Origin of the sequence: Sediminicola luteus (assembly GCF_040566555.1) — a bacterium.
Classification (GTDB): Bacteria; Bacteroidota; Bacteroidia; order Flavobacteriales; family Flavobacteriaceae; genus Sediminicola.
In genome coordinates this window covers 89065-114137 of record NZ_JBEWYP010000003.1, presented here as the reverse complement: position 1 = coordinate 114137, position 25073 = coordinate 89065, and the positions used below count along the sequence as shown (strand labels likewise).

The following is a 25073-nucleotide window of genomic DNA, read 5'->3' as shown; positions in this document are numbered from 1 at the left end:
ATGCAACTTAGTCCATCTGAATTTATCTTAAATGCAGACAACAGCATTTATCACCTCAATTTATTGCCTGAAGATATCGCTCCAACCGTCATTACCGTTGGTGATCCCGATAGGGTTTCAGAAGTTTCGAAACATTTTGACCATATCGAAATCAAAAAAGGCAAGAGAGAATTTCATACCCATACCGGAACTTTAAACGGCAAACGTCTTACGGTGATGTCTACAGGTATTGGGACCGATAATATTGATATCGTCCTAAACGAACTGGACGCTTTGGTTAATATTGATTTTTCCACAAAAAAAATCAAATCAAAGCTAACCGCCCTGGATATAATTAGAATTGGCACCTCTGGGTCCATCCATCCCGATATTCCCATTGATTCCTTCCTGATGAGCGAATATGCCATTGGTTTCGATAGCTTACTTCAATTTTACGATAGTAGCCATATACAACACCATGAAATACAAAAAGCCTTTGTGGACCATACCCAATGGTACAACCATAAATCGACCCCATATGTGGTTGCATATGATAAGGTTCTGGGCTCCAAACTGATATCTGATGAAATACTTTTGGGTTTCACAGCCACCAATGTTGGTTTTTATGGGCCCCAGGGAAGGAAGTTGCGTTTGGAAACGCAGGACAATGATTTAAATGGTAAACTGTCAGCCTTCAGATTTAATAATCTTAAAATAACCAATTTGGAAATGGAGACCTCTGGTATTTATGGATTGGCAAAACTATTGGGACATAGGGCAGTATCCATGAACTGTATTTTGGCAAACAGAAGTACAGGTGAGTTTTCCAATAAACCTGCCGAATCCACAGAAAAATTGATTCAGTATACCTTACAAAAGATTACACAGTAAATGAAGACCGTTAAAATCATAGGAGTCCCCGAACATTTTAACTTTCCATGGCATTTGGCCATAGAGGAAGGTGCTTTTGAAGAACGGGGCATAGACCTGCAATGGTCCGATATTCCCGAAGGTACCGGGAAAATGTGCCAAATGTTACAAGATGGGGAAACAGACCTTGCCATTATCCTTACAGAAGGTATTGTAAAAAGTATTGTTGAGGGAAATCCAGTTAAAATTGTTCAGAAATATATAGAATCGCCCCTACTCTGGGGTATTCATGTTGGCGCAAAAAGCAAGTACAACACTATTAAAGAATTGGAAAATACTAAATTGGCCATTAGTAGATATGGCAGTGGTAGCCACTTAATGGCCTATGTGAATGCCAAGAATAACGGATGGGATACCAATGCATTGGAATTTGAGGTCATTAACAATCTCGATGGGGCGGTAACGGCCTTGACCAATGGTGCAGCTGATTATTTTATGTGGGAACATTTTACCACAAAACCTTTGGTGGACAATGGCACCTTTAGAAGGTTGGGAGATTGCCCAACCCCTTGGCCATGTTTTGTCATTGCTGCAACCGATAACTTTATATCGACGCAAAAAAGTACCTTGGCCCATATTCTTGAGGTGATAAACCTGTATACCGAAGAGTTTAAAAGTATCCCAAGTATCGATAGGAATTTGTCCAATGCCTATGAACAACAACTTGAAGATATCAAAGAGTGGTTATCCATAACAGAATGGAGCCAATCCCAAATGGACGGCAAAACCCTGTCAGGGGTACAAGAACAATTGAAGATATTGGGATTGATTGACAAACAGGTACCAAAAGAAAGTATCCTATTTTAATAGAAAGAGACATTCAACAAGCACACTAATGTTGTTTTTCCATAAAGTGCCTTTCAATTATTTCCAATAGTTTTTCATCAGAGAGGGGCTTTTGAACAAATTCTTTGATCATAGGATTGTTACTGGCCTTGATTATATCTCGTTCATCTTGGCTCATAGTAGTTACCACTATGGTAATATTCTTTTTAATTTCTTTGGAATAGCGATCCGTATAAGCGTCCAAGAACTCCCATCCGTCCATCACCGGCATCTTTATATCCAATATCAGCAAGCAAGGAATAAAGGACTGCTGTCCATTTAGGCTAATACTTATTTCATCCAATAAATCCAATGCGTCCTTACCATCTGTGGCGGCATACACATCTACGTCCAAAGGCAAATTACGTATAAAGACTTTATTGATGAATGTCGCTGCAGGATCATCATCAACAAGTAAAACAGATTTGATAGAGAATTGGGTCACACAAATTTTATTAGAATATACTCTCTAAGTTAACTAATTAGTCGATAATAGAAAAGAATTCGTTAAATATTCGACAAATTACCATACAATACCCTCTTTTTTTCCGTCCGTCAATAGCTCATTACACTTGCTAAAATGGCGGTTACCAAACCAGTATCCCCTATTGGCACTTAATGGAGAAGGATGACCAGACATAAGCACACTGTGTTTGGTGGTATCAATTAATTTAATTTTCTTTTTGGCAAATCCGCCCCACAGTAAAAAAACGACGCCTTCCCGCTCCTTGGATATTTTTTCAATGACCCTATCTGTAAATGTTTCCCATCCCTTCTTTTGATGGCTCCCAGCCTCATTGGCACGTACAGTTAAGGTAGCATTCAGTAAAAGCACCCCTTGTTTAGCCCAATTTTCCAAGTTGCCACTGTCAGGATACCTTTTCCCAATATCCGATTCCAATTCCTTGAAAATATTGGTCAGGGAAGGTGGATGGTTCACTTCTTCCTGTACGGAAAAACAAAGGCCATGGGCCTGATTAGGTCCATGATAAGGGTCCTGCCCTATGATAACCACTTTGGTTTCCTGAAATGGGCAATAATCAAAAGCAGAAAAAACATGATCACTTTTAGGGTAACATGTATAGGTCTCATATTCTTGCTTTACAAAGAGAACTAAATTTAAAAAATAAGACTTGTTAAACTCTTCGTAAAGCTGTTCCCTCCAACTAGGATGTATATTGATGTTCATATAAAAAAGGCCTACTTTTGTAGGACCAAATTTAGGGCTTTACAATGCTATGAACAACATTCAACAAAAAACACTACAAGATTTAGAATTTTTTACTGTTTTGGACCAACTCTCCCTGCGATGCAATACAGAATTGGGAAAGGAAAAGGCCTTGACCGTTGTTCCCTTGGACAGTAAAGAAAGTATTTTGAATAGTTTAGGGCAAACCTCTGAATACCTGGCTTCCTACACTAATGACAACAGGGTTCCCAATCACGGGTTCGATGCCATCCACCAAGAATTGAAGCTCCTGAAAATTGAGAACACCAGTCTTGAAATTACAGGTTTCCGAAAAATTGGAAATATCTGCAATACGGTTACCACCCACCTAAAATTCTTTAAAAAATTTAAGGAATATTACCCTTTGTTGTACAAGGCTTCGGACGTTATTGAACTAAATTCCGATATTCCAACCCAGATCGATATGGTCATTGACCGTTTTGGGGAAATTAAGGACAATGCGTCGGACAATCTAAGAACGATCAGACAAGAAATTAACTTTGTCAAAGGAAAAATAAACCAAAGTTTCGGATCCGCTTTAAATACCTATAACGCCTCTGAATTTTTGGATGAAATTCGGGAATCTGTCGTAGAAAACCGCAGGGTCCTCGCTGTAAAGGCCATGTACCGGAAAAAAGTAAAAGGGGCTGTAATGGGTTCCTCTAAAACCGGGAGCATTGTTTATATAGAGCCTGAGGCCACGTTAAAATACAGCAGGGAGCTGAACAATCTGGAATTTGATGAAACTGAGGAAATCAAAAAAATCCTAAAATACCTAACAGAACACATTAGGCCCCATGCCCCTTTATTGCGTATCTACCAAGAGTATCTTACAGATATGGATATCACGGCTGCCAAAGCCAAATATGCTCTGGACATGAATGCTGTGATGCCTGAAATTAGTACGGACAAGAAAATGAACCTTAGGGATGCCTACCATCCTTTATTGTATTTGAGCAATAAAAGAAAAAATGAGAAAACCTATCCACAGACCATATCCCTTTATCCTGAAAATAGGATCATAGTGATCTCGGGCCCCAATGCCGGGGGAAAAAGTATCACTTTAAAAACTATTGGCTTGCTTCAGGTAATGGTTCAAAGTGGAATGCTTATTCCCGTTCACGAGCGCAGTACCGTGTGCCTGTTTGATAAAATATTGACGGATATCGGGGATAATCAATCTATTGAAAACCATCTGAGTACTTATAGCTACCGTCTAAAAAATATGAACAGCTTCTTGCGAAAATGCAATGAAAGCACCCTCTTTTTAATTGATGAGTTTGGGACAGGGAGCGATCCGGAACTCGGTGGAGCTCTTGCGGAAACCTTTTTGGAGGTATTTTACGAACGCGGAGCCTATGGGGTAATTACCACCCATTATTCCAACCTTAAAATGTTGGCCAACGAACTCCCGGAAATGACCAATGCCAATATGTTGTTCAATTCCAGCACCCTAGAGCCCACCTACCAATTGGTTTTAGGACAGGCAGGAAGCTCTTTTACTTTTGAAGTGGCACAAAAAAATGGCATCCCCTATAGCCTGATCAATAAGGCAAAGAAAAAAATTGAACGAGGAAAGGTTCGATTTGATGCCACCATAGCCAAGCTTCAAAAAGAAAGGAGCAAAATGGAAAAAACGGGCTCTCAATTAAAGGAAGAAGAATCCAAAGCAAGGGAAGAAGCCAAGCGTTTGGAGGACCTCAATTCCAAAATAAAGTCCAAGTTGGAAAATTACCAAGAGCTCTATGATCACAACCAACGCATGATCTATTTGGGAAACAAACTCAATGACGCTGCGGGGAAATACTTCCAAGACAAAAAGAAAAGACCCTTGGTCTCTGAATTGTTGCGCATAGTAGAAACCGAAAATAGCAAGCGCAAGAAGAAAAGTGTAAAAGAGGTCAAAATAGAAAAGCAGAAGAAGGTAGAAGTAGCCCAGGAATTGGAGCAGAAAATAGTCAAGGTCAGGGAGGAGAAAAAGAAAGAGAAGAAAAAGGCTATTGTCCAAGAAAAAAACAAACCAAGACCCATATTCAAAATTGGAGACAGGGTACGTCTACAGGATGGCAAGGCAGTTGGAAGTATAGATAGCCTTGAAAAAAACAAGGCAGTGGTCAATTATGGTGTTTTTACTACCAACGTAAGTGTAGAGCAATTGGAACTGGTGCAAGCCAAAAAGTAACCTATGGAAGAAAATAAAAAAATTATCCTTTTTGACGGGGTTTGTAACCTCTGCAATGGTGCTATACAATTTATCATAAAGCGCGATAAAAAAGACAACTTTAGGTATGCCCCGCTCCAAAGTGATATTGGCAGAAAATTTCTTCAACAGCGCAATATCGATACCTCTAAAATAGATAGTATCATATTAATAGAGCCTGGGGTAGCGTATTATACCAAGGCATCAGCCGCCTTAAAGATTGGTCAAGATTTTGGCGGGGCATGGACATTATTGCAAGTTTTTGAATGGATCCCTGAGTCGATCTCCAACTTTATCTATGATATTATTGCAAAAAACAGGTATAAGTGGTTCGGCAAAAAGGAAGCATGTATGATCCCTACACCCGAGCTTAAAGCGAAATTTTTGGAGTAACTCACCCAAATAGCGATTTTACACTACAAAACAGCCCCTTCACTCATTATTGGTTTTTATTAATTGTTGGTTAGACTAGATTTAATCCATCAACATAAACCAATGATTATGAGAAATTTATTCTTTGCCCTACTTTGTCCTTTTCTAATATTTGGAAGCAATGGTCCTGTTCCTTCCAAAATAAAACATGTTACGGTGTATCTGAGCGGCGCACAAATAACAAGGACCGCAACCTTCAAGGTGCCAAAAGGCAGCAGTGAATTTACCTTTACCGGATTATCTACCGGTATTGATGAAAGTAGCATACAGATATCCGGACTACAATCGGTTTCCATTCTTTCCATGGCCTACAACATCAACTATCTTGAGAAAAAATTGGACAACCCCGATATAACCACCCTAGAAAATCTGCTTGTAGGTTATAAATCCAATATTTCCCTGCTCCAAAATAAGATTGCAGGGCTGGCAGAGGAGGAATTGGTGATTACCAGCAATAGGCAACTCAATACTGCCGAAAACAGTTTTGATTTGGAAAAAGTTAAGCAGATAAGCACCTATTACAGGCAAAGAATTACTGCCATAAGGGATACCATGTTCAAAATAAATCAGCAGATGGCTAGTATCAATGAAATAGTTACGGCCACTCAAAACCAACTTTCCGAATTAAAAGGTCGGCCCCAAGAATTTAAGGGAGAGCTAACAATAAAATTTGATGCTGATAATGATGCATTTTTAAATCTGAATATCAGTTACACTGTGGCAGAGGCGGGTTGGGTCCCTACATATGATATTAAATCCAAGCAGTTGAATGCTCCGCTCAATTTAACTTACAAGGCACAGGTGTATCAAAACACAGGTACTGATTGGGAAAATGTATCTATTTCCTTATCCACAGGTAATCCAAACCGTCATTCGGTCAAACCTTCTTTGGAAACAAAGTATTTGAATTTTATAGCCCGTAATACGAGGAATACAGCATCAAGGGCGGCAAAAAGATATCCATACTCCTATAATCCTACGGTCAAGAAAGTAACAGGAATAGTTACGGACGCTTCTGGTCAACCCCTTCCAGGTTGCGCTATAGTTATAAAAGGAACCTCTATAGGAACCCAAACCGATTTTCATGGATATTACACCCTGCCCATTAAAAATGGAGAGGAATTGGTGTTTTCCTATATTGGATTTTCCACGGAAAGCGTACCCATCTACTCCTCTGTCATGAATATAAAAATGGAGGAAGATGCACAGACACTGGAGGAAGTAGTAATAATGGGCTATAGCGAGACATCTTCTATTTTGAAAGGACGAGTGTCCGGGATTCAAGATAACGGGCATTCAAGTAAATCAGAGGATATATCCCCATTATATATTATTGATGGTGTACCGGTTGAAGGTTTTCAAGAAGGCGATTTGGCCGAAGATGAAATTGCCTCATTAGAAATTTTAAAAGGAGATCAGGCGACAGCCATTTACGGTAACAAAGCAAGTAATGGGGTGGTGGTCATAACTACGGTCACCAGTAATCCAATGGATGAAATGACCAATTCAAAATTCGTGATCAAAAAGCCATACAGCCTAAAATCCAATGGTGATATTACGACGATAGAGATCAACAGTTTTACTTTAGAGGCCACCTATGAATATTTAGCTGCTCCCCTGATCAATGAAAATGTGTTTCTGGTAGCAAAATTAAAAGAATGGGAAAAGTATCATATGCTACCAGGAGAAGCCAATTTATACTTTGAGGGCACTTTTGCAGGCAAAACGGTTATAGACCCCTATACAGTATCAAAAGAATTAAATTTATCCTTGGGCATAGATCCTCAGATTACCGTATCAAGAACATTAAAGAACGACTTTAAAAACAAATCCTTTATCGGTAACAATAAGATAATTGACAAGGCATATGATTTGGAGGTGAAAAACAATAAAAGCACGCCTATTGCATTAAGATTGATGGATAGGGTACCTATTTCCCAAAATAAGGAAATAAAAGTGGAGGAGATTAATACAAACGAGGCAAAGTACGACCCCATTAAGGGCATCATAACTTGGAATTTAAACATAGGATCCAATGACACGGCAAAAACAAAATTCTCCTATCAGGTTAAATATCCCAGACATAAGAGCATTTCACTTTAATATTTAGTAGAAATATGGGCGAAATTTATTTTATCCATCCAGATAAAATTCAAATTTCGCCCTAATAAATTGATAACTAGGCTATTTTAAATTGTTCAGGATAAAGTCCAGCGTCGTATTCGCATTCTTGTTTTCAGAAAAGGCCACATTTTTATGGGTGATGTTATGTACAAGACCCTGATCAAACAAATGCTGTATCCCTTGTTCGTATTCCATATTTACCTTTCCGCATAATAAGTTATCCATGGACACTCCTTTTTTATAGCGCTTATATATTTTGCGCAAGCCACTTAAATACAAGCGATCTTTGGTAAAGCCGCCTCCCCTATGGGCCCGCATGGTAATGGTAAAGGCGTCGTTACGATTCAATTTATATTGATTGTGAATCATATCAAAGGTATCAGAAAAACTGGAACCCTTTATTAAACTGTCCGATGCTAAAACCCTGTAAGATAGCTCTTTAAGCCTTTTTAAGGTCAAGGCACCACTCATATATTCGCTAAAGACGGCAAGCCCTTCCTGTGTTTCCACATTTTTGGGAAAGCCATTTGAAAAAATCTTAAGGGGCTGGTCCATGCCATTGAAGGTCGTGACCAAATGAACCCCTATCTCATGGTTGGCCAGGGTCAATAGTTTGTTCTTGGAAAATTTGGCGTTTTTTTTGATGACCAAAGATTGGGTGCTGTTGCTCACCATAGCATCGGCCGCAAGGCTGGTAGACAACCTGATATTCAAGGGAAAATTATATTGTTGAACAAACTTCTCAAAATATGCTTTGGCTTCCTCTGCGGTATACACTTTTTCCATTTCACTGGAAACAGGCTCATCTTCAAAATGAAGGATATATCTCGCATTCTGAACGTCCTTTTGTGTAGGGGTGCCAAATACCCTTAAAGAATTATAATAGAACTTCTTACCCTCGCCTATGGTCTCAATGCACTGGATCATATTGGAGTAGTAATAGATTATTTCCTGGTACATCTTCCGAATCTCATCATCTTCTATGCGCTCCAGACGTTGGGAATAAAACAAGCGATGGAGCTTATAGGGATCAAATTTGATCTTGGGATACTTAAAAATAGGGTCTTCTGTATATTTAGAGGCAAAGAAACGCTGTTTCTCCTTTTCAATATTCAGAGGGTTTAGATAACTGAGCAGTTCTATCTTTTTTACCAAACGGTCCAAATTGATATCTATCTCAAATAAATCGGCATACACATTTTCAATATCTACCAAGGCACTATTCTTCATAAGCTTCAATTACATCAACATATTTGGTCGCAATTTAGTCATTTGAGACCAATGGACGATCCTTACATCCTTTTCGCTTTCGTATAATCTATTTTATCAACAGATTTGGCGACAATTAAACTTACCATGGCGTCCCCAGTAACATTGATTACGGTTCTACACATATCCAAGGGACGATCCACTGCAAAAATAAGGGCCAATCCAATGGCCAATTTATTGGCAGGAAAACCTATGGATTCCAATACAATAACCAACATCACCATCCCAGCTCCCGGCACGGCAGCAGATCCAATGGACGCCAATAAGGCCGTTAGCACGATCATCAGTTGATCCGTAAGCTCCAAATGAAACCCAAGTGCCTGTGAAATAAACACCGCGGCAACCCCTTGATAAAGGCTTGTACCATCCATGTTCACCGTTGCCCCTACCGGAAGAACAAAACTGGACACTTCCTTATCCACTCCAATTTCATCTTCCACAATTTTCATATTCACAGGCAAAACGGCTGCACTGCTACTGGTAGAAAATGCCAGGAGCTGAGCCGGACTCATTTTTTTTAGGAACCAAAACGGGTTGATCCTTGTAGTTACAAAGATGACGGTGCAATAAAAGACAATCATGAGGATGAGTCCTAAAACCACTACACCCGAATATTTTAATAAGGCGTACAGCAGATCCGGATCCCCAGAGCTGACCACCACATAGGCCAGTAAGGCAAAAACCGCTACCGGTGCCGATATCATTATCAAATCCACCATTTTTAAAACGGCATCATTTAGGGAATCAAAAAGATTTTTTAAGGGTCTGGCTTTTTCTTCCCCGATAAGCAGCATGGAAATGCCCAAAAACACAGTAAAAAATATTACTTGGAGCATGAGTTTATTATTACTCATTGCGGTAAAAATATTATCAGGAACCATATCCACCAAAAATTGCAAAGGACCAGAATCTTTCTGCAAGGAGGCCTCTTCTATTTTTGCCTGAAGCCCAGTATTATTTGAATAGGTGGATGTTAACCTTTCTATGGTTTCATTGGAAATACCATTTCCAGGTTTAAAAATATTTACCAAGAACAAACCTATGGTAATGGCAATAACAGTGGTCATTATAAAGATGACCATGGTCCGTAGACCAATGTTCCTAAATTTGGATATGTCCTTTAAATCCGAGATCCCTTTTACGAGGGATGCCAATATTAATGGAATGGCAATGAGCTTCAATAGATTAATAAATATCACCCCTAAAGGGTTAATCCAGTTTTCAACAAATTCCTTTCCCCCAGATACTTGAATCATTAAATACCCAAACAACAACCCCAGCAACATCCCAATTAGGATTTGCCAATGCAAAGCAATCTTTTTCATAATTTCAAATAAGAACGCACTAATGTATTAGAACTATCAATTGAAATTACAAAGGGATATAAAAATATTTTAGGGCCTATAAAGGCCCTAAAAATATGAGTTTGAGTAGTAATATGAAGTCTAAATTACTTTCTTTCCTTTATAGTGGTCATCCCAATCTTTTACCTTGGGCTCTCCCAATTTACCAACAGACTTAGCAACCACCATGGAAACGGTAGCATCACCTGTTACGTTAACTACGGTTCTGCACATATCCAAAGGACGGTCTACAGCAAAAATAAGGGCCAGACCGGCTTCAGGAATTCCTGCTTGCGCAAGGACTATTACCAACATTACCATCCCCGCTCCTGGTACGGCTGCACTCCCAATAGAGGCCAAAGTTGCAGTAACGATAATACCCAATTGTGCAGACAAACTAAGATCCATACCAAATGCCTGGGCAATAAAAACAGCTGCTACGGCTTGGTACAAACTCGTACCGTCCATATTTATAGTGGCGCCAATAGGCAATACAAAACTGGTGACCTCTTCCTCAACTCCCAAATGCTCTTCTACACGTTCCATAGTCACTGGAAGGGTTGCAGCACTGGAACTGGTTGAAAATGCCAATAGTTGGGCCGGGGAGATCCCCTTTAAAAAGAATGCCGGAGTTTTTTTCGTGACTATCCAAACAATAAATAGATAGACACATATCATCAAGGTCAGGCCGATCACTACTGACAAAGCGTACCAACCCAGAGCCTTAAATAGATCTAAACTGGGCGACTCTACTACTAAGGCAGCCAATAAGGCAAATACCCCAAAAGGTGCGGCCAGCATAATTAAATCGATCAACTTGAGGATCACTTCATTGAACCCATCAAAAAATTTCTTAACCGGGGATGCCTGTTCTTCCGGGATCAGAATAAGTCCTACCCCAAAAAGGATGGCAAAGAATATCACTTGGAGCATGTTGCCATTGTCACTGGCAGCTTGAAATATGTTATCGGGCACCAAATCCTCCAAAGCCCTTAAAGGACCGGCATCTCTTTGTTTGGCCGCCTCTGCTATTTTCGAATCTGCGTCTCCTTTGTAATTTTCAACAAGTTCGTTTCTGGTTTCTTGTGAGATGGAAGAACCTGGCTTTATTAGATTGACAACCCCTAGTCCGATAGAAACTGCTATAACCGTAGTTAGGACATAGATACCTATGGTCCTGCCCCCCATTTTAGATAATTTGGAAATATCCTTTAAGTCGGAAACCCCCTTGATAAGGGATCCAAGGATTAACGGAACTGCAATTAATTTTAAGGAGTTGATAAATATATTCCCAAAAGGTTTTATCCAATCCGATACAAATTTTGGCCCCCATTCCAATTGAACCATTAAGTAGGCAAAAACGACACCTAAAAACATTCCAATAAGAATTCGCCAATGCAATTCCAGCTTCCTCATATATTTTAAATTTTGAGGGAGTAAGATACTATTTTGTTAGTAAAAGCCGAAAAAAACGAAAATTATAATTTGATTGTCCTGTTCAATAAGGTATAATCTGCCAAGACCAAAGCAGCCATAGCTTCCACAATGGGAACCGCCCTTGGCACTACACATGGGTCGTGACGTCCTTTCCCTTGGGTCTTTACCATGTTGCCTTCCTTATCTATAGTCTCATAGCCTTGGATGACGGTTGCCACTGGCTTAAATGCAATATTGAAATAAATATCCATCCCATTGCTTATACCTCCCTGAACCCCTCCACTATGATTGGTTTTGGTAGTTCCATCCTGGTTAAACTGGTCGTTATGGGCACTACCTTTCATTTTTACGCCTTCAAAACCACTCCCGTATTCAAATCCCTTTACGGCATTGATAGAGAGCATAGCCTTCCCCAATTCTGCATGTAGCTTATCAAAGGCAGGTTCCCCCAGGCCAATAGGTACATTCTGAATCACACAGGTGATAATTCCACCAACCGTATCCCCTTCCTTTCTGATCTCCTTAATGTAGTTTTCCATTTTCAGGGCCATTTCAGGATCTGGGCAGCGAACAGCATTGGACTCGATCAATGAGAAGTCTAAATTTTTATAATCAGTGTTCAGGGATAAATCCCCGACCTGGGATACGTACGCGTTGATTTTGATGTCTTTTAGAAATTGTTTGGCAATGGCACCTGCCACTACCCTACTGGCTGTTTCCCTAGCGGAGCTCCTTCCCCCACCTCTATAATCCCTAAATCCGTACTTTTGGTCGTAGACATAATCGGCATGGGATGGCCTGTATGAATCCTTGATGTGGGAATAATCGTGGGATTTTTGATTGGTATTGTGAATGGCAAAACCTATGGGCGTTCCTGTTGTCTTTCCTTCGAAAATTCCCGAATAAAACTCAACGGAATCCGGTTCCTTGCGTTGGGTAACTATCGCCGACTGTCCAGGTTTACGTCTGTCCAATTCGGTCTGGATGGCCTCGAGGTCCAATTGGATACCTGCCGGACATCCATCCAAAACACCACCAATGGCAACACCATGTGATTCACCAAAAGTCATTACTTTAAAAAGGGTTCCGAATGTATTGCCTGCCATGTAGATATCTTTCGTTCAAAGGTAAATCTTAAATCAGAGATACAAAAATCAAGTCCATGCATATTACCATACACTTACCAAATAAAACAAATTAAACTAAACTTTACCCTTTGCTTAACAAGTGGTACGAGTCAACCCTTTAATTTGTCAAGGCCCCTTTTAATATGGTTATGGGGTGTAACGCTGTCCTATTGGTGCCATCATGTATTTGGTGCCTACAACTGGTGCCATTGGCAGCAATGATCACATCCTCGGCAGATTTTCGAACCGCTGGAAAGAGTTTCAACTCCCCTATTTGCATACTCACCTCATAGTGCTCCTGTTCATAACCAAAGGATCCGGCCATCCCGCAACAGCCAGAACTGATGATAGAAACCGTATAATTTACAGGCAGATTTAATATATCAAAGGTTACCTTTTGATTGGACAATGCCTTTTGATGGCAATGGTTGTGAATTTTCACGGTCCTTGGCTCCTTTGTAAAATTGGCCGAGGTCAGGTTCCCCTTCTCTACTTCACTGGCCAGAAATTCCTCAATAAGGAAGGAATTGGCCCCTATGGCATCCACAGTTTTGGCATCGGCACCAAACCTCTTGTATTCATCCCTGAAAGTTAGGATGGCGGAAGGCTCCAAACCTATAACGGGAACAGCCCGATCTGCAAAGACCTTTAATTTTTCAATATTGGTCAAAGCCAATTTTTTTGCCTCTTTTAAAAATCCTTTGGAAATATAGGTGCGACCACTTTCCCCGAAGAACAATTCTACATCATACCCCAATAAAACAAGAACTTCAATGGCATCCTTGCCCAATTCTGTATCCAGGTAATTTGTAAATTCATCGATGTATAGAACTACTTTTGATTTTGAAATAACAGCCTCTTTTTTATGGTTTTGAAGGTGTTTATTGAAATCAACACTTGAAACTTTTGGAAGGCTTCTTTCTTGGGCCACCCCAGCAGTTTTCTTAACTAAAGCACTCAATACCTTAGATCCATATACCGCATTGGTCAAGCCGGCCATCTTACTCCCCAATTTGTTCAATCGGGTATTGTGCGCAAACAATTTACCCCGTAATGGATAACCGTTTGCTTCTTGGTATTGGTACAAGAATTCTGTTTTTAAGGTCGCAATATCCACATTACTCGGACATTCACTGGAGCACGCCTTGCAACTGAGACATAGGTCGAAAACATCTTTGAGTTCCTTGCTGTCAAATCCATTACTGGCATTGGGATTGGTCAAAAACTCACGTAAGGCATTCGCACGACCCCTGGTTGTATCTTTTTCGTTTTTTGTGGCATGGTAGCTGGGGCACATGGCTCCTGCCACTTTATGTGTCTTTCTGCAATCGCCACTCCCATTACATTTTTCTGCAGCCTTAAGTATGCCCTCGCTATCGGAAAAATCCAGCAACGTCTTAATCTCAGGCTCTTCCCTATCTATTTCATAGCGCAGGGACTCGTCCATAGGATAGGCATCCACAATTTTTCCAGGATTGAATATTCCTTTTGGATCAAAGTAGGATTTTACCCTTTTTAACAATTGATAGTTGTTCTCACCTATCATTAAAGGAATAAATTCTGCCCTTACAATACCATCTCCATGTTCTCCACTAAAGGAGCCTTTGTATTTTTTCGTCAATTTAGCCACATCTGTGGTGATTGCCCTGAATAGAGCCACGTCCTCGGACTTCTTCAGGTTCAGGATGGGCCTCAAATGCAATTCCCCTGCCCCTGCATGGGCATAATACACAGCATCTTGTTTGTATGATTTCATGATTTGGGAAAACTCTCCAATAAAATCCTTAAGGTCCTCCAAAGCAACGGCAGTATCCTCAATACAAGCAACTGCCTTGCGATCTCCTACCATGTTGCCCAAAAGCCCCAAACCAGCCTTTCTTAATTCCGCCGCCTTGTTGGTATTGGCCCCTCTAAGGATCGCATTGGAATAACTTAAGCCCGATAATTCTACCGTAGCCAATAACTTAGAGATCTGTGCGTCCAAATCTTCTTCAGTGTCAGATCGTAATTCCAGCATCAATACTGCCGCTGGATCCCCTTCAATAAAAAATCTATTGGCCAATTGCGCCCTGTTGTTCTTGGTACAGTCGAGAATCACCTTATCCATCATCTCACAGGAATGAAGGTTGTGCTCCATAACAGGCACCACATCTTTCAAACTATCATCCAAGGTGTAATAATGTGTGACCACCATAGCGGATAATTTTGGGGGCAAGACATCCAATTCCAACGTGATTTCCGTGGTAAATGCCAAGGTCCCCTCACTCCCACTTAAAAGCTTACAAAGGTTGATATCTTGCTTGGCATCGGTAAACACATTGCTTTTTAAAATTTCATCTACAGCATACCCTGTATTCCTTCTATGGATGGAAGGTTTAGGGAATTCTTCAAATATTTCATTTTGTGTGTTGGTATCACTAAGTTCCTTATATAGGTTACTATAAATAGATCCTTCCAGGCTATCCAACTTCGTTTTTTGTGTAAAATCTTCTTTGGATATGGCTTTAAATTCCACATCTGTTCCATCGGCCAAAATAGTTTTCATGGAAACTATCTTATCCCTAGTAACCCCTTGCTGTATGGATGTGGTCCCGGAAGAGTTATTACCTACCATCCCACCTATCATACACCTATTGGAAGTAGAAGTGTTTGGACCGAAGAACAAGCCGTAGGGCGCTAGAAAAAGGTTCAATTCGTCCCTAATGACGCCAGGCTCAACAGTAACCTGCCTTTTAGCTTCATCTAAATGGAGAATATTTGTAAAGTTCTTGGATACATCTACCACAATGCCGTCACCCACACATTGCCCCGCTAAAGAGGTTCCTGCGGTTCGTGGAATGATCCCGATACTATGCTCATCGGCAAAATGAATAATTTTTCTAATATCCTCAATAGTCTTGGGGAATACAACCGCCAATGGCATTTTACGGTAGACGGAAGCATCCGTGGAATACAGCGCAGTAGTTAGGGAATCCCATTTCAGGTCCCCTTCTAAATTGCTTTTTAGTTTTAGGAGCAAATTATTATCCACTTGGGTCAATTTTAGGTGCTAAATTAAGTTTTTATTAACTTTAGGCCATTAATATTCGGCTATTTTTGCCCCCTAAATAATCTTAAAACAAAACTTATGAAAATATTTAAAATTTTAACGCTTATCCTATGTTTTACAGGATTTTCTTTGAGCGCACAGTCGATTTCAGAAAATGCACTTGGACTTCGTTTGGGTGATAGTGATGGTTTTGGTGCGGAAATATCCTACCAAACTGCATTAACTTCTAGTACGAGATTGGAATTTGATCTTGGATGGAGAGACAGCAGAAACTATGATGCCTTTAAATTGGCAGTGGTTCACCAATGGGTTAGACCAATTGAAGGTGATTTTAACTGGTACTATGGTCTTGGTGGTGGATTAGGTAGTGTGGATTTTGTAAGAAAGGAAGACAGAGATTACAATGACGGTCTTTTCATTTTTGCAGCCGGTAATATAGGTATCGAATATAATTTTAATATCCCATTGCTTCTTTCATTGGATTTCAGACCAGAAATTGGAGTTGCAGGATATGATGAATTTTCTGATAATTTCGATTTTGATATCGCCCTTGGTATCCGTTACCAATTTTAGTACCCAATAATATAAAAATCTACAAGCCCCTAACGTTTATGTAATGTTAAGGGCTTTTTTTATACTCGATAATATAATTACCTTTGACCGTCTAAAATAAAAATGATGAAAAAAATATTAGTATCCCTATGTGCTCTAACAGCCGTAGTTGCTTGCAGTACCAATCCAGAAGGTTTCATTCTTGATGGAACTGTGAATGGGGAATTGGAAAACGGTACCAAGGTATTCCTTAAAATGGCAAATGCCGAAAATCAGCTAGTTGATGTGGATACCACCACTGTTGAAAATGGGAAATTCAAATTCTCAGGGCCGGCCGACCTACCAGAAATACATTATGTTTATATTGACCAGTTGAGAGGGAACATACCTTTTATTGTTGAAAAGGGAGAGATAGAGCTTACTGTTCAAAAAGATAGTTTGAACAATGCAAAAATAACTGGAACTCCGCAAAATGAGTTTTTCAGTGATTTTATTAAAGGATCAAAGGAATTGTCTAGCAGGGCCGTTTCCATAAATGAGGATATGAGAAAAGCCAGTGCCAGTAATGATGAAGGCACTATGGTCTCCCTGAGGGATGAATACTTTGAACTTCAGGAAGAGGCGAAAAATTTTGAATTGGAATATGTAAAGAAAAATCCAAACTCCTTGATTTCTGTTTTGATCATCGATAAGGTATTGAATACAAAATCAATGACGGATGAAGAAGTAAAAGCACTATACGATGGTCTCTCTCCCGAAATGAAAAAGACCAAACCAGGGAAGAGCATAGAGGAAAAATTGAACAATAGCAAAAGCACATCCATTGGCAGCAAGGCACCAAATTTTTCCGCTCCTACTCCAAATGGGGATTTATTAGCCTTGAACGACGTTAAGGGGAAGGTCACAATTGTTGACTTTTGGGCTGCTTGGTGCAAGCCATGCAGGGCAGAAAATCCTAATGTGGTAAATGTCTACAATAAATACCATGAAAAGGGGTTAAACATTCTTGGGGTTTCTTTGGACAGAAGAGCCGAGGATTGGAAAAAAGCTATTGCAGATGACAACCTTACATGGAACCATGTTTCCAACGTTCAATACTTTGATGAAATTGCCAAATTATATAATGTGGATGCAATCCCGGCAACCTTTATTTTGGATGAAAACGGAGTAATCGTAGCCAAAAATCTTAGAGGTCCAGCCTTGGAGCAAAAGATTGCTGAAATGTTACAATAGACTCAGAAAGATATATATTAAAAAAGGCCCTACACAATAATGTGGTAGGGCCTTTTTTTTTGTCATTAGGTTTATATCCTAATATTATTTTTTTCCTAGAATTTGTTTTGCAAGTCCACGAAATTTCCTTTAACCACGGCTGTAGGATCCATAATAACATCTCCAAATATATTAACAATAGAACCATCAAGGAATTCCATTGTTGCACCTTCTTCAAGGATTAAATTACCATAAATGGTCAGATTTCCCTCTACCCTAAAGACACCATTCTTTTGGACCAATATTTCTTTTTGCTTTTTATTGCTACCAATGATATAACTACCATTCATTTCGAACAAAGCACCCTCACTAATCCAAGTGTCATTTTGAACGGTCCAGGAACCGCATAACAATAAGGAACCATCTATCCCTACACTCTTCAAACGCTTCCCAGCACCACCGGAATACTCGAGTGACTCTCCTACTCCAATTCTCATATTATCATTGCCAATATATATCAATAGATCAGCACATCTGTTTAATAAGGTTTCGGAAGGCTTATTCATTTTAAGAATTTGTAACCCCAATTTTCCTGAGGCAGCAAAAACATAATCGGCCTTTGATGCTACATAATTAATAGACCCGTCCAATCCTATGATACCGAACTCCTCTGTATTGTCAGTTTTCTTTTCGTTTAAACTTAAACCTGCGCCTCCATTGGCCATAAGTATCACTCCTTCATTTATGGCTACGGCATTGTTGACAATATCAGACATATCAACCCCATCAGGATTAATTAAAATTGGGATATACTCTATAAAAGCTCCTGAAGTAGTGTTATAAACTCCAACTCCTTTAGAACCTTCGGATACCATGATTCGGTCAGCATCAAAGTCGATTGTTTTTTTGGTGGATACTCCAAAATCGCTATTGATAGCTATTTCTTTGAGCAATTGAAAATTCTGGTCAAAAATGCTTAATCCTTTGCTGCCATCCAATACAGCAATTTGATTATCTTGAATCGCCAAGGAACGTAAGTCTGGAGAAAGTACACTATTTGATATTGTTAAGGTCAACTTATCATAAGCAGCCAAGACACCATCCATTCCGCTTGTCACATAAACATTGGTTGCCGTTGTTTCCACGTCAGTTGCAACAAAACCCTCCTGATAACCAAAAACAATCCCAGTAGTACTAAAAATTCCGTTTACAGCCGGTATTTTGGCCAGAAAGGAGTTTGAAAGTGCGGTTAGATCTCCTTCAGCCTCGATTCCTCCAATGGCATAAACAAAACCATTGTCATATTTTAAGGCATTGATATCCCTGTTTGTGAAATACATCCTAGACGTCACAACCGGATTGTTGGGATCGGATATATTTATAATATCTATTGCACCGGCATAACCGACATCTACCGTATTATAGGATACATAGGCGAAGTCACCATCAATATTCACATGGGAGGCCGTTAAATTGGCTCCACCTGTAAACGAAGGAGGGCTAACCTGTGCTACAAGGGTTAATGGATAATCACCTGCAACACCAGCGGCATTACTTTTTGAAAATTTACCTGTGGTTTCATCCTTTTCAAATATGTCCAAAACTCCAGAATTGCTAAACACAATACTATTGGTCAACACTTGAAGATTCGTTTCTAATTTAATGGTACTTTCTGGTTCAGAATATATAGTGGTTTCATCACTACAAGATATTGCCAACAATAAAACTGTTGAAAATAGAAGGGAAATTCTTTTCATTATAAGTAGGTTTAACATTATTTGGGTTATCAAAGAACGTTAAAATCCACTCTTAAGTATAAAAATTTGTGATATTCTCGTTAAACTGTCCATCTTAAAGGGCATATCTACTGACAAATAGGTGTTATTCCATGTTTATTTAAATGAAATCTTCCTACACAGAGGGCTCATTAAGAGGTTATTTTATATTTTCCCCATCTTCTCCAAGCCGAAAAGAATAACGATTGGAACAGCCATAAGCATGACCATCAGGGTCTCAGACACCAAAAGACTTGGCATAAACACCAAGGTCATCACATATCCTCCTATGGCACCACCAAAATGAGCGGTATGACCTATGTTGCCCAATCTATTTTTCATCCCATAAATGGAATACAACAGATAAGCTATACCTATTACGTAAGCTGGTAACGGGATGGGAATAAACATGATCCCCAATTGCATTTCCGGTTGTAATAATATAGCGGCGTATAATATTCCCGTAACGGCTCCACTGGCTCCTACAGCGCTGTACTGAGGCTCGTTTTTATGGAAAAATTGTGCTAAAAGACTCCCTGCCCCCAAACTTACCGCATAGATAAGAATAAATATAGGGGCTCCCAACCAGGCAATAACCACGTTGGCGAAAAAATAAAGGGTAAACATATTAAAGAACAAATGGGAGAAATCTACATGTAGAAAACCTGATGTGAACATACGCTCTTTTTGTCCAGCCTTGATGGCAGAAATATTGAACTTATAACGTTCAAAAAAGTTAATATCATTAAAACCTTTTAGGGAGACCAGTACATTGATGGCAATAATAACAATGGTGGCAATATGCATATTCATAGGATACCTTGATTTGGATTCAAATATAGCTATATTTGCCCATACTTTTTTTTGCATGCAACTACTTGTTTATATCTTGGCCTATCCTTTTTTATGGCTTATTTCCATCCTTCCTTTCAGAGTTTTTTACTTTGTTTCAGACGTTGTCTTCTTTTTGGTTTATCATGTTATAGGCTATCGTAAAAAAGTGGTCTACGAGAACTTAAAACTAGTCTTTCCGGAGAAGTCGGATGAAGAACTGAACACCATCAGAAGGGATTTTTACAGACATATGTGCGATTTGTTCTTAGAAATGGTAAAAACCATGGGACTTTCTAAAGAAGAGGTCAAAGAAAGATACCATGTAGTCAATATGGAATTGTTACAAGAATTGGAAAAGAAGAAGAGCATCCTTGTATTGTGCTCCCACTATGCCAACTGGGAATGGAATGTAAGCATGAATAACTATGTTGCTTCAAAAGGGTATGCCGTTTACCAAAAGATAGGCAATAAATATTTTGACCGACACATAAAAAATATACGTTCTAGATGGAACACCACCCCCATTACCCAAAATGAGACCGTAAAAACTGTGGTCAGGAATGAACAGCTTGGTGTAACAGGTATTTTCGGAATGGTCAGCGACCAATCCCCAATGGTTGCGAAAGCCCAGTACTGGAGTGAATTTATGGGGGTAAAAGTCCCCATCTTCAACGGGGCTGAAGTCATGGCCAGAAAATTGGATTTGGCCGTTGTCTTTCTAAAAGTATCCAAAGTAAAGCGAGGATATTACCAGGCAGAATTTATCCCAATTACCGATGCAGGTAAACAAACTGAGAAGAACGAAATTACCGAGAGGTTCTTACGGGAAACAGAAAAACAAATTAGGGAAAGGCCAGAACATTATTTGTGGACACACAGAAGGTGGAAACATCGAAATAAGGCCCCTAAGGACATTCAATAAAAAATGGCCCGGTAATCTTGAATTGCTTCAATTCATTACCAAGCCATTTAAATTATCTTCAAGAATCAAATTAAATTCCCGCTACCTCTTTAATTTCTGAGATGATACGATCTGCCAAACCATCTGCTTCAGCCTGACTTTTTGCTTCCGTGTAAATCCTAATAATCGGTTCTGTATTGGATTTTCTCAAATGCACCCAGTTTTCAGGAAAATCGATCTTTACCCCATCAATGTTGGTGACCTGTTCATCCTTATATTTATCCTCCATGGCCACAAGAAGTGCGTCAACATCCAATTCAGGTGTCAACTCTATCTTCTTTTTGCTCATAAAATAACTAGGATAGCTATCCCTCAATTCTTTAACTGTTCCTCCTCTTTCTGCCATTAGCATTAGAAAGAGGGCCGTGCCCACCAAAGAATCGCGACCGTAATGACTCTCAGGGTAAATGATACCTCCGTTGCCCTCACCACCGATTATGGCGTTATTGGCCTTCATTTTAGTCACAACATTTACTTCCCCAACAGCGGCGGCTTCATAGGTGCCACCATGCTTCTCGGTAATATCCCTTAGCGCCCTAGAAGAGGATAGATTGGAAACCGTGTTCCCCTTTGTTTTCCCAAGCACATAATCTGCACAGGCAACCAGGGTATACTCCTCACCGAACATTTCACCGTCATTACTTATAAAAGCCAGTCTATCTACATCCGGATCTACCACAATTCCAAAATCTGCCTTTTCTTTGACTACCAAGGTAGAAATATCTCCCAAATGCTCTTTTAAAGGCTCTGGATTATGCGGAAAATGACCGGTTGGCTCACAGTATAATTTCACCACTTCTACCCCTAATTCCTTTAATAGCTGTGGGATGGCGATACCCCCAGTGGAGTTAACCCCATCTACCACCACTTTGAATTTGGCAGCTTTTATTACTTCCTTATCAACTAAAGGCAAGTTCAACACTTCATCTATATGAATATCAATATAGGCATCATTTCTGGTAATGGTTCCCAGATCGTCCACCTCTGAAAAATTAAAATCCTCCGCTTCGGCGATCTCCAAAATTTTAGCGCCTTGGGCAGCATCTAAAAATTCCCCTTTTTCGTTCAATAACTTAAGAGCGTTCCACTGTTTCGGGTTATGGCTCGCCGTTAGAATAATTCCACCGTCGGCCTTTTCCATAGGAACAGCAATTTCTACTGTTGGCGTAGTCGATAAGTTAAGATCAATGACATCTATCCCTAATCCAATCAAAGTAGAAACCACAATATTTTGGATCATTTCGCCTGAAAGTCGGGCATCCCTCCCGATAACGACAGTAAGTTTTTCTTTTTTTGAGTATTCTTTTAACCATATACCATAAGCTGCCGCAAATTTTACAGCGTCAATTGGGGTCAAATTTGTACCTGGTTTTCCGCCAATGGTACCTCGTATTCCTGATATTGATTTGATTAGTGTCATGTATGCTAGAAAAAGTTTTTGCAAATATACACCTCTACAGTTTATTACTATAACGGTTATTTGTAAATTCGAACATATGACATCAGAAGAAGGTCCATGAATTTTTTAGCACATATTTATCTGTCCTTTGGAAATGATGAAATTACCTTGGGAAATTTTATAGCCGACAGTATTCGGGGAAATAGACACAAGCATTTGCCCGTTAATGTCCAAAAAGGCATTATGCTGCATCGGGCCATAGATACATTTACGGATGCCCACCCTACAGTTAGAAAAAGCACTAGGCGCTTGCATAAAAACTACAGTCACTATAGCGGGGTTATCGTCGATATTTTTTACGATCATTTTTTGGCCAAAAATTGGCAACAGTATTCCGAAACCCCTTTGGACATTTTTGTAGAACAATTTTATGATCTTTTGGAAGAAAATTATACCATTTTACCTGATGGGGTTAAACGGATGATGCCCTATATGATCTCTGACAATTGGATCTACAACTACTCCAATTTGGATGGAATTTCTAGGGTATTAAGTGGTATGAACCGCAGAACGAAGAACAAAAGCAAGATGAATTTTGCTATTTTGGATCTCGAAACACATTATATTGATTTTGAAAAGGAATTTTCCGTTTTTTTTGAAGAACTAATAACCTATTCCAAACAAAAATATATCATCCTATGCGAAAAATAAGTTTTCTATTCGTCCTCTTTCTATTTGTACAATGCAAAACCAATCAACCTGCCGCTCCTACTGGTCTTGTGACCGAAAAAGCAATGGTGGTTTCTGCCCGCGAGGAAGCTTCGGCCATAGGATCTGAAATTTTAAAACAGGGCGGAAATGCCTTTGACGCCATGGTGGCCACTGAATTGGCCTTGGCAGTGGCCTATCCCTATGCAGGAAATATTGGCGGGGGTGGTTTTATGGTGTACCGGAAAAGTAATGGAGATATTGGAGCTTTGGATTATAGGGAAAAAGCGCCTTTGTCGGCACATAAAGACATGTACTTGGATTCACTGGGCAACGTCATACCCGATAAAAGCACACTTGGGGCAACCGCTGTAGGGGTTCCGGGAACCGTGGCCGGCGTGATCGAGGTTCACAGAAAATTTGGATCCTTGCCGCTGGAAGATATTTTGTCTCCAGTAATAGCCCTTGCGGAAAGAGGTGTAGTGGTGACAAAAAAGCAGGAAGAAAGGTTGGAAGGATATCGAAAGATTATCATTGAGGTCAATTCAGATAGCACCTTGTTTGCCAAGGTCTACAAGGAAGGAGATACCGTTAAATATCCGGCCCTGGCCAAAACCCTAAAGAAAATTGCCACTGATGGCAGGGACGGATTTTATAAAGGGGAAACTGCCAAAACCCTGGCCGATTTTATCCAAAATAAGGGTGGTTATGTTACGGAAGACGATTTGGCAGGCTATGAAGCCCAGTGGAGGCAACCCATTGTATTTAAGTATAAGGATATTAAAGTCATCTCCATGAGCCCTCCGAGCAGTGGCGGAGTTACCATGAACCAGATTTTTAAAATGATGGAACCTTATGATGTTGCAAAATTTGGACATAATTCGGTCAAGACCATCCAACTCTTTACAGAAGCCTCCAGAAGGGCTTATGCCGACAGGAATCATTTCTTGGGTGATCCAGATTTCGTCGATATCCCTCTAGATGTGCTGTTAAGTCAAAAATATATGAAAGGACGAATGGAAACTTTTTCCTTTGAAAAAGCCACTAAATCATCGGATATAGAACGCGGTGAGGTGCAAATTGTTGAAAGTGATGAAACCACCCATTATTCCATAGTTGATAGCGCAGGTAATGCTATTTCTGTCACTACGACCATTAATGGCGCCTATGGTTCAAAATTGTATTGTGATGAACTGGGCTTTTTTTTAAACAATGAGATGGACGATTTCAGCTCAAAGCCCGGAGTTCCCAATATGTTCGGACTCATTGGTGCTGAAGCCAATAGCATTGCACCTGGCAAAAGAATGTTGAGCAGCATGACTCCGAGCATTGTAGAAAAGGACGGCAATCTATATATGGTGGTAGGTACGCCGGGAGGATCTACCATAATCACCGCTGTGGCACAAACCATTCTCAATGTCTATGAATTCAATATGAGCATGCAAGATGCCGTTAATGCTCCACGTTTCCATCATCAATGGCTTCCCGATGTGGTGGTATTTGAGCCAGAAGGTTTCTCTCCAGAACTTAAAGCGTCTTTAACTGCTAAAGGGTATATCATTAATGAAGAGCGCAACCCCATTATAGGCAAGGTAGATGCCATTAGGGTATTGCCAGATGGAAGATTGGAAGGCGGTGCTGATAAACGCGGGGATGATACAGCCGTGGGCTTTTAATTGGGTCTCAAAC

20 protein-coding genes are annotated in these 25073 nt (G+C 39.9%); 10 read left to right on the top strand and 10 right to left on the bottom strand.

The window, feature by feature from the left end:
- The gene (locus tag ABXZ32_RS06740; RefSeq protein ID WP_354617907.1) at window positions 1-870 is read left to right on the top strand and encodes a nucleoside phosphorylase; all 870 of its coding nucleotides are present in this window, start codon (window positions 1-3) and stop codon (window positions 868-870) included.
- Window positions 871-1716, top strand: a complete 846-nt coding sequence (locus ABXZ32_RS06735; protein ID WP_354617906.1) for a substrate-binding domain-containing protein — start codon at window positions 871-873, stop codon at window positions 1714-1716.
- A 25-nt stretch (window positions 1717-1741) separates the two neighbouring features.
- On the opposite strand, the gene ABXZ32_RS06730 is transcribed toward ABXZ32_RS06735, so the two are convergent.
- Window positions 1742-2179, bottom strand: coding sequence for a response regulator (locus tag ABXZ32_RS06730; RefSeq protein ID WP_354617905.1), 438 nt, complete (start codon window positions 2177-2179; stop codon window positions 1742-1744).
- A gap of 78 nt (window positions 2180-2257) precedes the next feature.
- Window positions 2258-2923: a uracil-DNA glycosylase gene (locus tag ABXZ32_RS06725; RefSeq protein ID WP_354617904.1), complete on the bottom strand. Its 666-nt coding sequence runs from the start codon at window positions 2921-2923 to the stop codon at window positions 2258-2260.
- Window positions 2924-2972: 49 nt separating this feature from the next.
- Between ABXZ32_RS06725 and ABXZ32_RS06720 the strand changes: the two genes are divergently transcribed.
- The 3 genes from ABXZ32_RS06720 to ABXZ32_RS06710 all read left to right on the top strand — a co-directional run bounded on the left by ABXZ32_RS06720 (window position 2973) and on the right by ABXZ32_RS06710 (window position 7697).
- On the top strand, window positions 2973-5144 hold the full coding sequence (locus ABXZ32_RS06720; protein WP_354617903.1) for an endonuclease MutS2: 2172 nt from the start codon (window positions 2973-2975) through the stop codon (window positions 5142-5144).
- A gap of 3 nt (window positions 5145-5147) precedes the next feature.
- A complete protein-coding gene (locus tag ABXZ32_RS06715; RefSeq protein WP_354617902.1) occupies window positions 5148-5555 on the top strand; it encodes a thiol-disulfide oxidoreductase DCC family protein in 408 nt (135 codons plus the stop codon).
- Between the two features lie 108 nt (window positions 5556-5663).
- Window positions 5664-7697 carry a DUF4139 domain-containing protein gene (locus ABXZ32_RS06710; protein WP_354617901.1) on the top strand — a complete coding sequence of 678 codons (2034 nt, stop codon included), beginning with the start codon at window positions 5664-5666 and terminating at the stop codon, window positions 7695-7697.
- Window positions 7698-7778: 81 nt separating this feature from the next.
- Here the strand turns inward: ABXZ32_RS06710 and ABXZ32_RS06705 are convergent, their stop codons facing one another.
- From ABXZ32_RS06705 to ABXZ32_RS06685, 5 genes are all read right to left on the bottom strand, one after another.
- Complete coding sequence (locus ABXZ32_RS06705) at window positions 7779-8948, bottom strand: flavohemoglobin expression-modulating QEGLA motif protein (RefSeq protein WP_354617900.1); 1170 nt, start codon at window positions 8946-8948, stop codon at window positions 7779-7781.
- Window positions 8949-9010: 62 nt separating this feature from the next.
- Window positions 9011-10312, bottom strand: coding sequence for a dicarboxylate/amino acid:cation symporter (locus ABXZ32_RS06700; protein WP_354617899.1), 1302 nt, complete (start codon window positions 10310-10312; stop codon window positions 9011-9013).
- Window positions 10313-10432: 120 nt separating this feature from the next.
- Window positions 10433-11746, bottom strand: a complete 1314-nt coding sequence (locus ABXZ32_RS06695; protein WP_354617898.1) for a dicarboxylate/amino acid:cation symporter — start codon at window positions 11744-11746, stop codon at window positions 10433-10435.
- A gap of 62 nt (window positions 11747-11808) precedes the next feature.
- Window positions 11809-12873, bottom strand: a complete 1065-nt coding sequence (gene aroC, locus ABXZ32_RS06690; protein WP_354617897.1) for a chorismate synthase — start codon at window positions 12871-12873, stop codon at window positions 11809-11811.
- 139 nt (window positions 12874-13012) lie between these two features.
- A complete protein-coding gene (locus ABXZ32_RS06685; RefSeq protein WP_354617896.1) occupies window positions 13013-15925 on the bottom strand; it encodes an FAD-binding and (Fe-S)-binding domain-containing protein in 2913 nt (970 codons plus the stop codon).
- A 96-nt stretch (window positions 15926-16021) separates the two neighbouring features.
- Here ABXZ32_RS06685 and ABXZ32_RS06680 point away from each other — a divergent pair, with 96 nt between their 5' ends.
- The gene (locus ABXZ32_RS06680; RefSeq protein WP_354617895.1) at window positions 16022-16516 is read left to right on the top strand and encodes a hypothetical protein; all 495 of its coding nucleotides are present in this window, start codon (window positions 16022-16024) and stop codon (window positions 16514-16516) included.
- A 105-nt stretch (window positions 16517-16621) separates the two neighbouring features.
- Window positions 16622-17728, top strand: coding sequence for a TlpA disulfide reductase family protein (locus ABXZ32_RS06675; protein WP_354617894.1), 1107 nt, complete (start codon window positions 16622-16624; stop codon window positions 17726-17728).
- Between the two features lie 95 nt (window positions 17729-17823).
- Here ABXZ32_RS06675 and ABXZ32_RS06670 read toward each other — a convergent pair whose 3' ends face one another.
- Together ABXZ32_RS06670 and ABXZ32_RS06665 are read right to left on the bottom strand one after the other, a co-directional pair.
- A complete protein-coding gene (locus ABXZ32_RS06670) occupies window positions 17824-19464 on the bottom strand; it encodes an LVIVD repeat-containing protein (protein ID WP_354617893.1) in 1641 nt (546 codons plus the stop codon).
- 183 nt (window positions 19465-19647) lie between these two features.
- A complete protein-coding gene (locus tag ABXZ32_RS06665; RefSeq protein ID WP_354618275.1) occupies window positions 19648-20295 on the bottom strand; it encodes a rhomboid family intramembrane serine protease in 648 nt (215 codons plus the stop codon).
- Between the two features lie 55 nt (window positions 20296-20350).
- Here ABXZ32_RS06665 and ABXZ32_RS06660 point away from each other — a divergent pair, with 55 nt between their 5' ends.
- Window positions 20351-21238 (top strand): lysophospholipid acyltransferase family protein, encoded by an 888-nt coding sequence (locus tag ABXZ32_RS06660; RefSeq protein WP_354617892.1) that lies wholly within the window; start codon window positions 20351-20353, stop codon window positions 21236-21238.
- A 70-nt stretch (window positions 21239-21308) separates the two neighbouring features.
- On the opposite strand, the gene glmM is transcribed toward ABXZ32_RS06660, so the two are convergent.
- Window positions 21309-22697, bottom strand: a complete 1389-nt coding sequence (gene glmM, locus ABXZ32_RS06655; RefSeq protein WP_354617891.1) for a phosphoglucosamine mutase — start codon at window positions 22695-22697, stop codon at window positions 21309-21311.
- 96 nt (window positions 22698-22793) lie between these two features.
- On the opposite strand from glmM, the gene ABXZ32_RS06650 reads away from it, so the two are divergent.
- Together ABXZ32_RS06650 and ggt are read left to right on the top strand one after the other, a co-directional pair.
- Window positions 22794-23387 (top strand): acyl carrier protein phosphodiesterase, encoded by a 594-nt coding sequence (locus tag ABXZ32_RS06650; protein WP_354617890.1) that lies wholly within the window; start codon window positions 22794-22796, stop codon window positions 23385-23387.
- Window positions 23375-25060 carry a gamma-glutamyltransferase gene (gene ggt, locus ABXZ32_RS06645; protein ID WP_354617889.1) on the top strand — a complete coding sequence of 562 codons (1686 nt, stop codon included), beginning with the start codon at window positions 23375-23377 and terminating at the stop codon, window positions 25058-25060. Before ABXZ32_RS06650 ends, ggt begins: the two co-directional genes overlap by 13 nt.
- Window positions 25061-25073: the final 13 nt, after the last annotated feature.

Coding starts and splice junctions, on each gene's coding strand:
- ABXZ32_RS06740 (WP_354617907.1), top strand. CDS start 1: ATGCAACTTAGTCCATCTGAATTTATCTTAAATGCAGACAACAGCATT.
- ABXZ32_RS06735 (WP_354617906.1), top strand. CDS start 871: ATGAAGACCGTTAAAATCATAGGAGTCCCCGAACATTTTAACTTTCCA.
- ABXZ32_RS06725 (WP_354617904.1), bottom strand. CDS start 2,923: ATGAACATCAATATACATCCTAGTTGGAGGGAACAGCTTTACGAAGAG.
- ABXZ32_RS06720 (WP_354617903.1), top strand. CDS start 2,973: ATGAACAACATTCAACAAAAAACACTACAAGATTTAGAATTTTTTACT.
- ABXZ32_RS06715 (WP_354617902.1), top strand. CDS start 5,148: ATGGAAGAAAATAAAAAAATTATCCTTTTTGACGGGGTTTGTAACCTC.
- ABXZ32_RS06710 (WP_354617901.1), top strand. CDS start 5,664: ATGAGAAATTTATTCTTTGCCCTACTTTGTCCTTTTCTAATATTTGGA.
- ABXZ32_RS06705 (WP_354617900.1), bottom strand. CDS start 8,948: ATGAAGAATAGTGCCTTGGTAGATATTGAAAATGTGTATGCCGATTTA.
- ABXZ32_RS06700 (WP_354617899.1), bottom strand. CDS start 10,312: ATGAAAAAGATTGCTTTGCATTGGCAAATCCTAATTGGGATGTTGCTG.
- ABXZ32_RS06695 (WP_354617898.1), bottom strand. CDS start 11,746: ATGAGGAAGCTGGAATTGCATTGGCGAATTCTTATTGGAATGTTTTTA.
- aroC (WP_354617897.1), bottom strand. CDS start 12,873: ATGGCAGGCAATACATTCGGAACCCTTTTTAAAGTAATGACTTTTGGT.
- ABXZ32_RS06680 (WP_354617895.1), top strand. CDS start 16,022: ATGAAAATATTTAAAATTTTAACGCTTATCCTATGTTTTACAGGATTT.
- ABXZ32_RS06675 (WP_354617894.1), top strand. CDS start 16,622: ATGAAAAAAATATTAGTATCCCTATGTGCTCTAACAGCCGTAGTTGCT.
- ABXZ32_RS06670 (WP_354617893.1), bottom strand. CDS start 19,464: ATGAAAAGAATTTCCCTTCTATTTTCAACAGTTTTATTGTTGGCAATA.
- ABXZ32_RS06665 (WP_354618275.1), bottom strand. CDS start 20,295: ATGAATATGCATATTGCCACCATTGTTATTATTGCCATCAATGTACTG.
- ABXZ32_RS06660 (WP_354617892.1), top strand. CDS start 20,351: ATGCAACTACTTGTTTATATCTTGGCCTATCCTTTTTTATGGCTTATT.
- glmM (WP_354617891.1), bottom strand. CDS start 22,697: ATGACACTAATCAAATCAATATCAGGAATACGAGGTACCATTGGCGGA.
- ABXZ32_RS06650 (WP_354617890.1), top strand. CDS start 22,794: ATGAATTTTTTAGCACATATTTATCTGTCCTTTGGAAATGATGAAATT.
- ggt (WP_354617889.1), top strand. CDS start 23,375: ATGCGAAAAATAAGTTTTCTATTCGTCCTCTTTCTATTTGTACAATGC.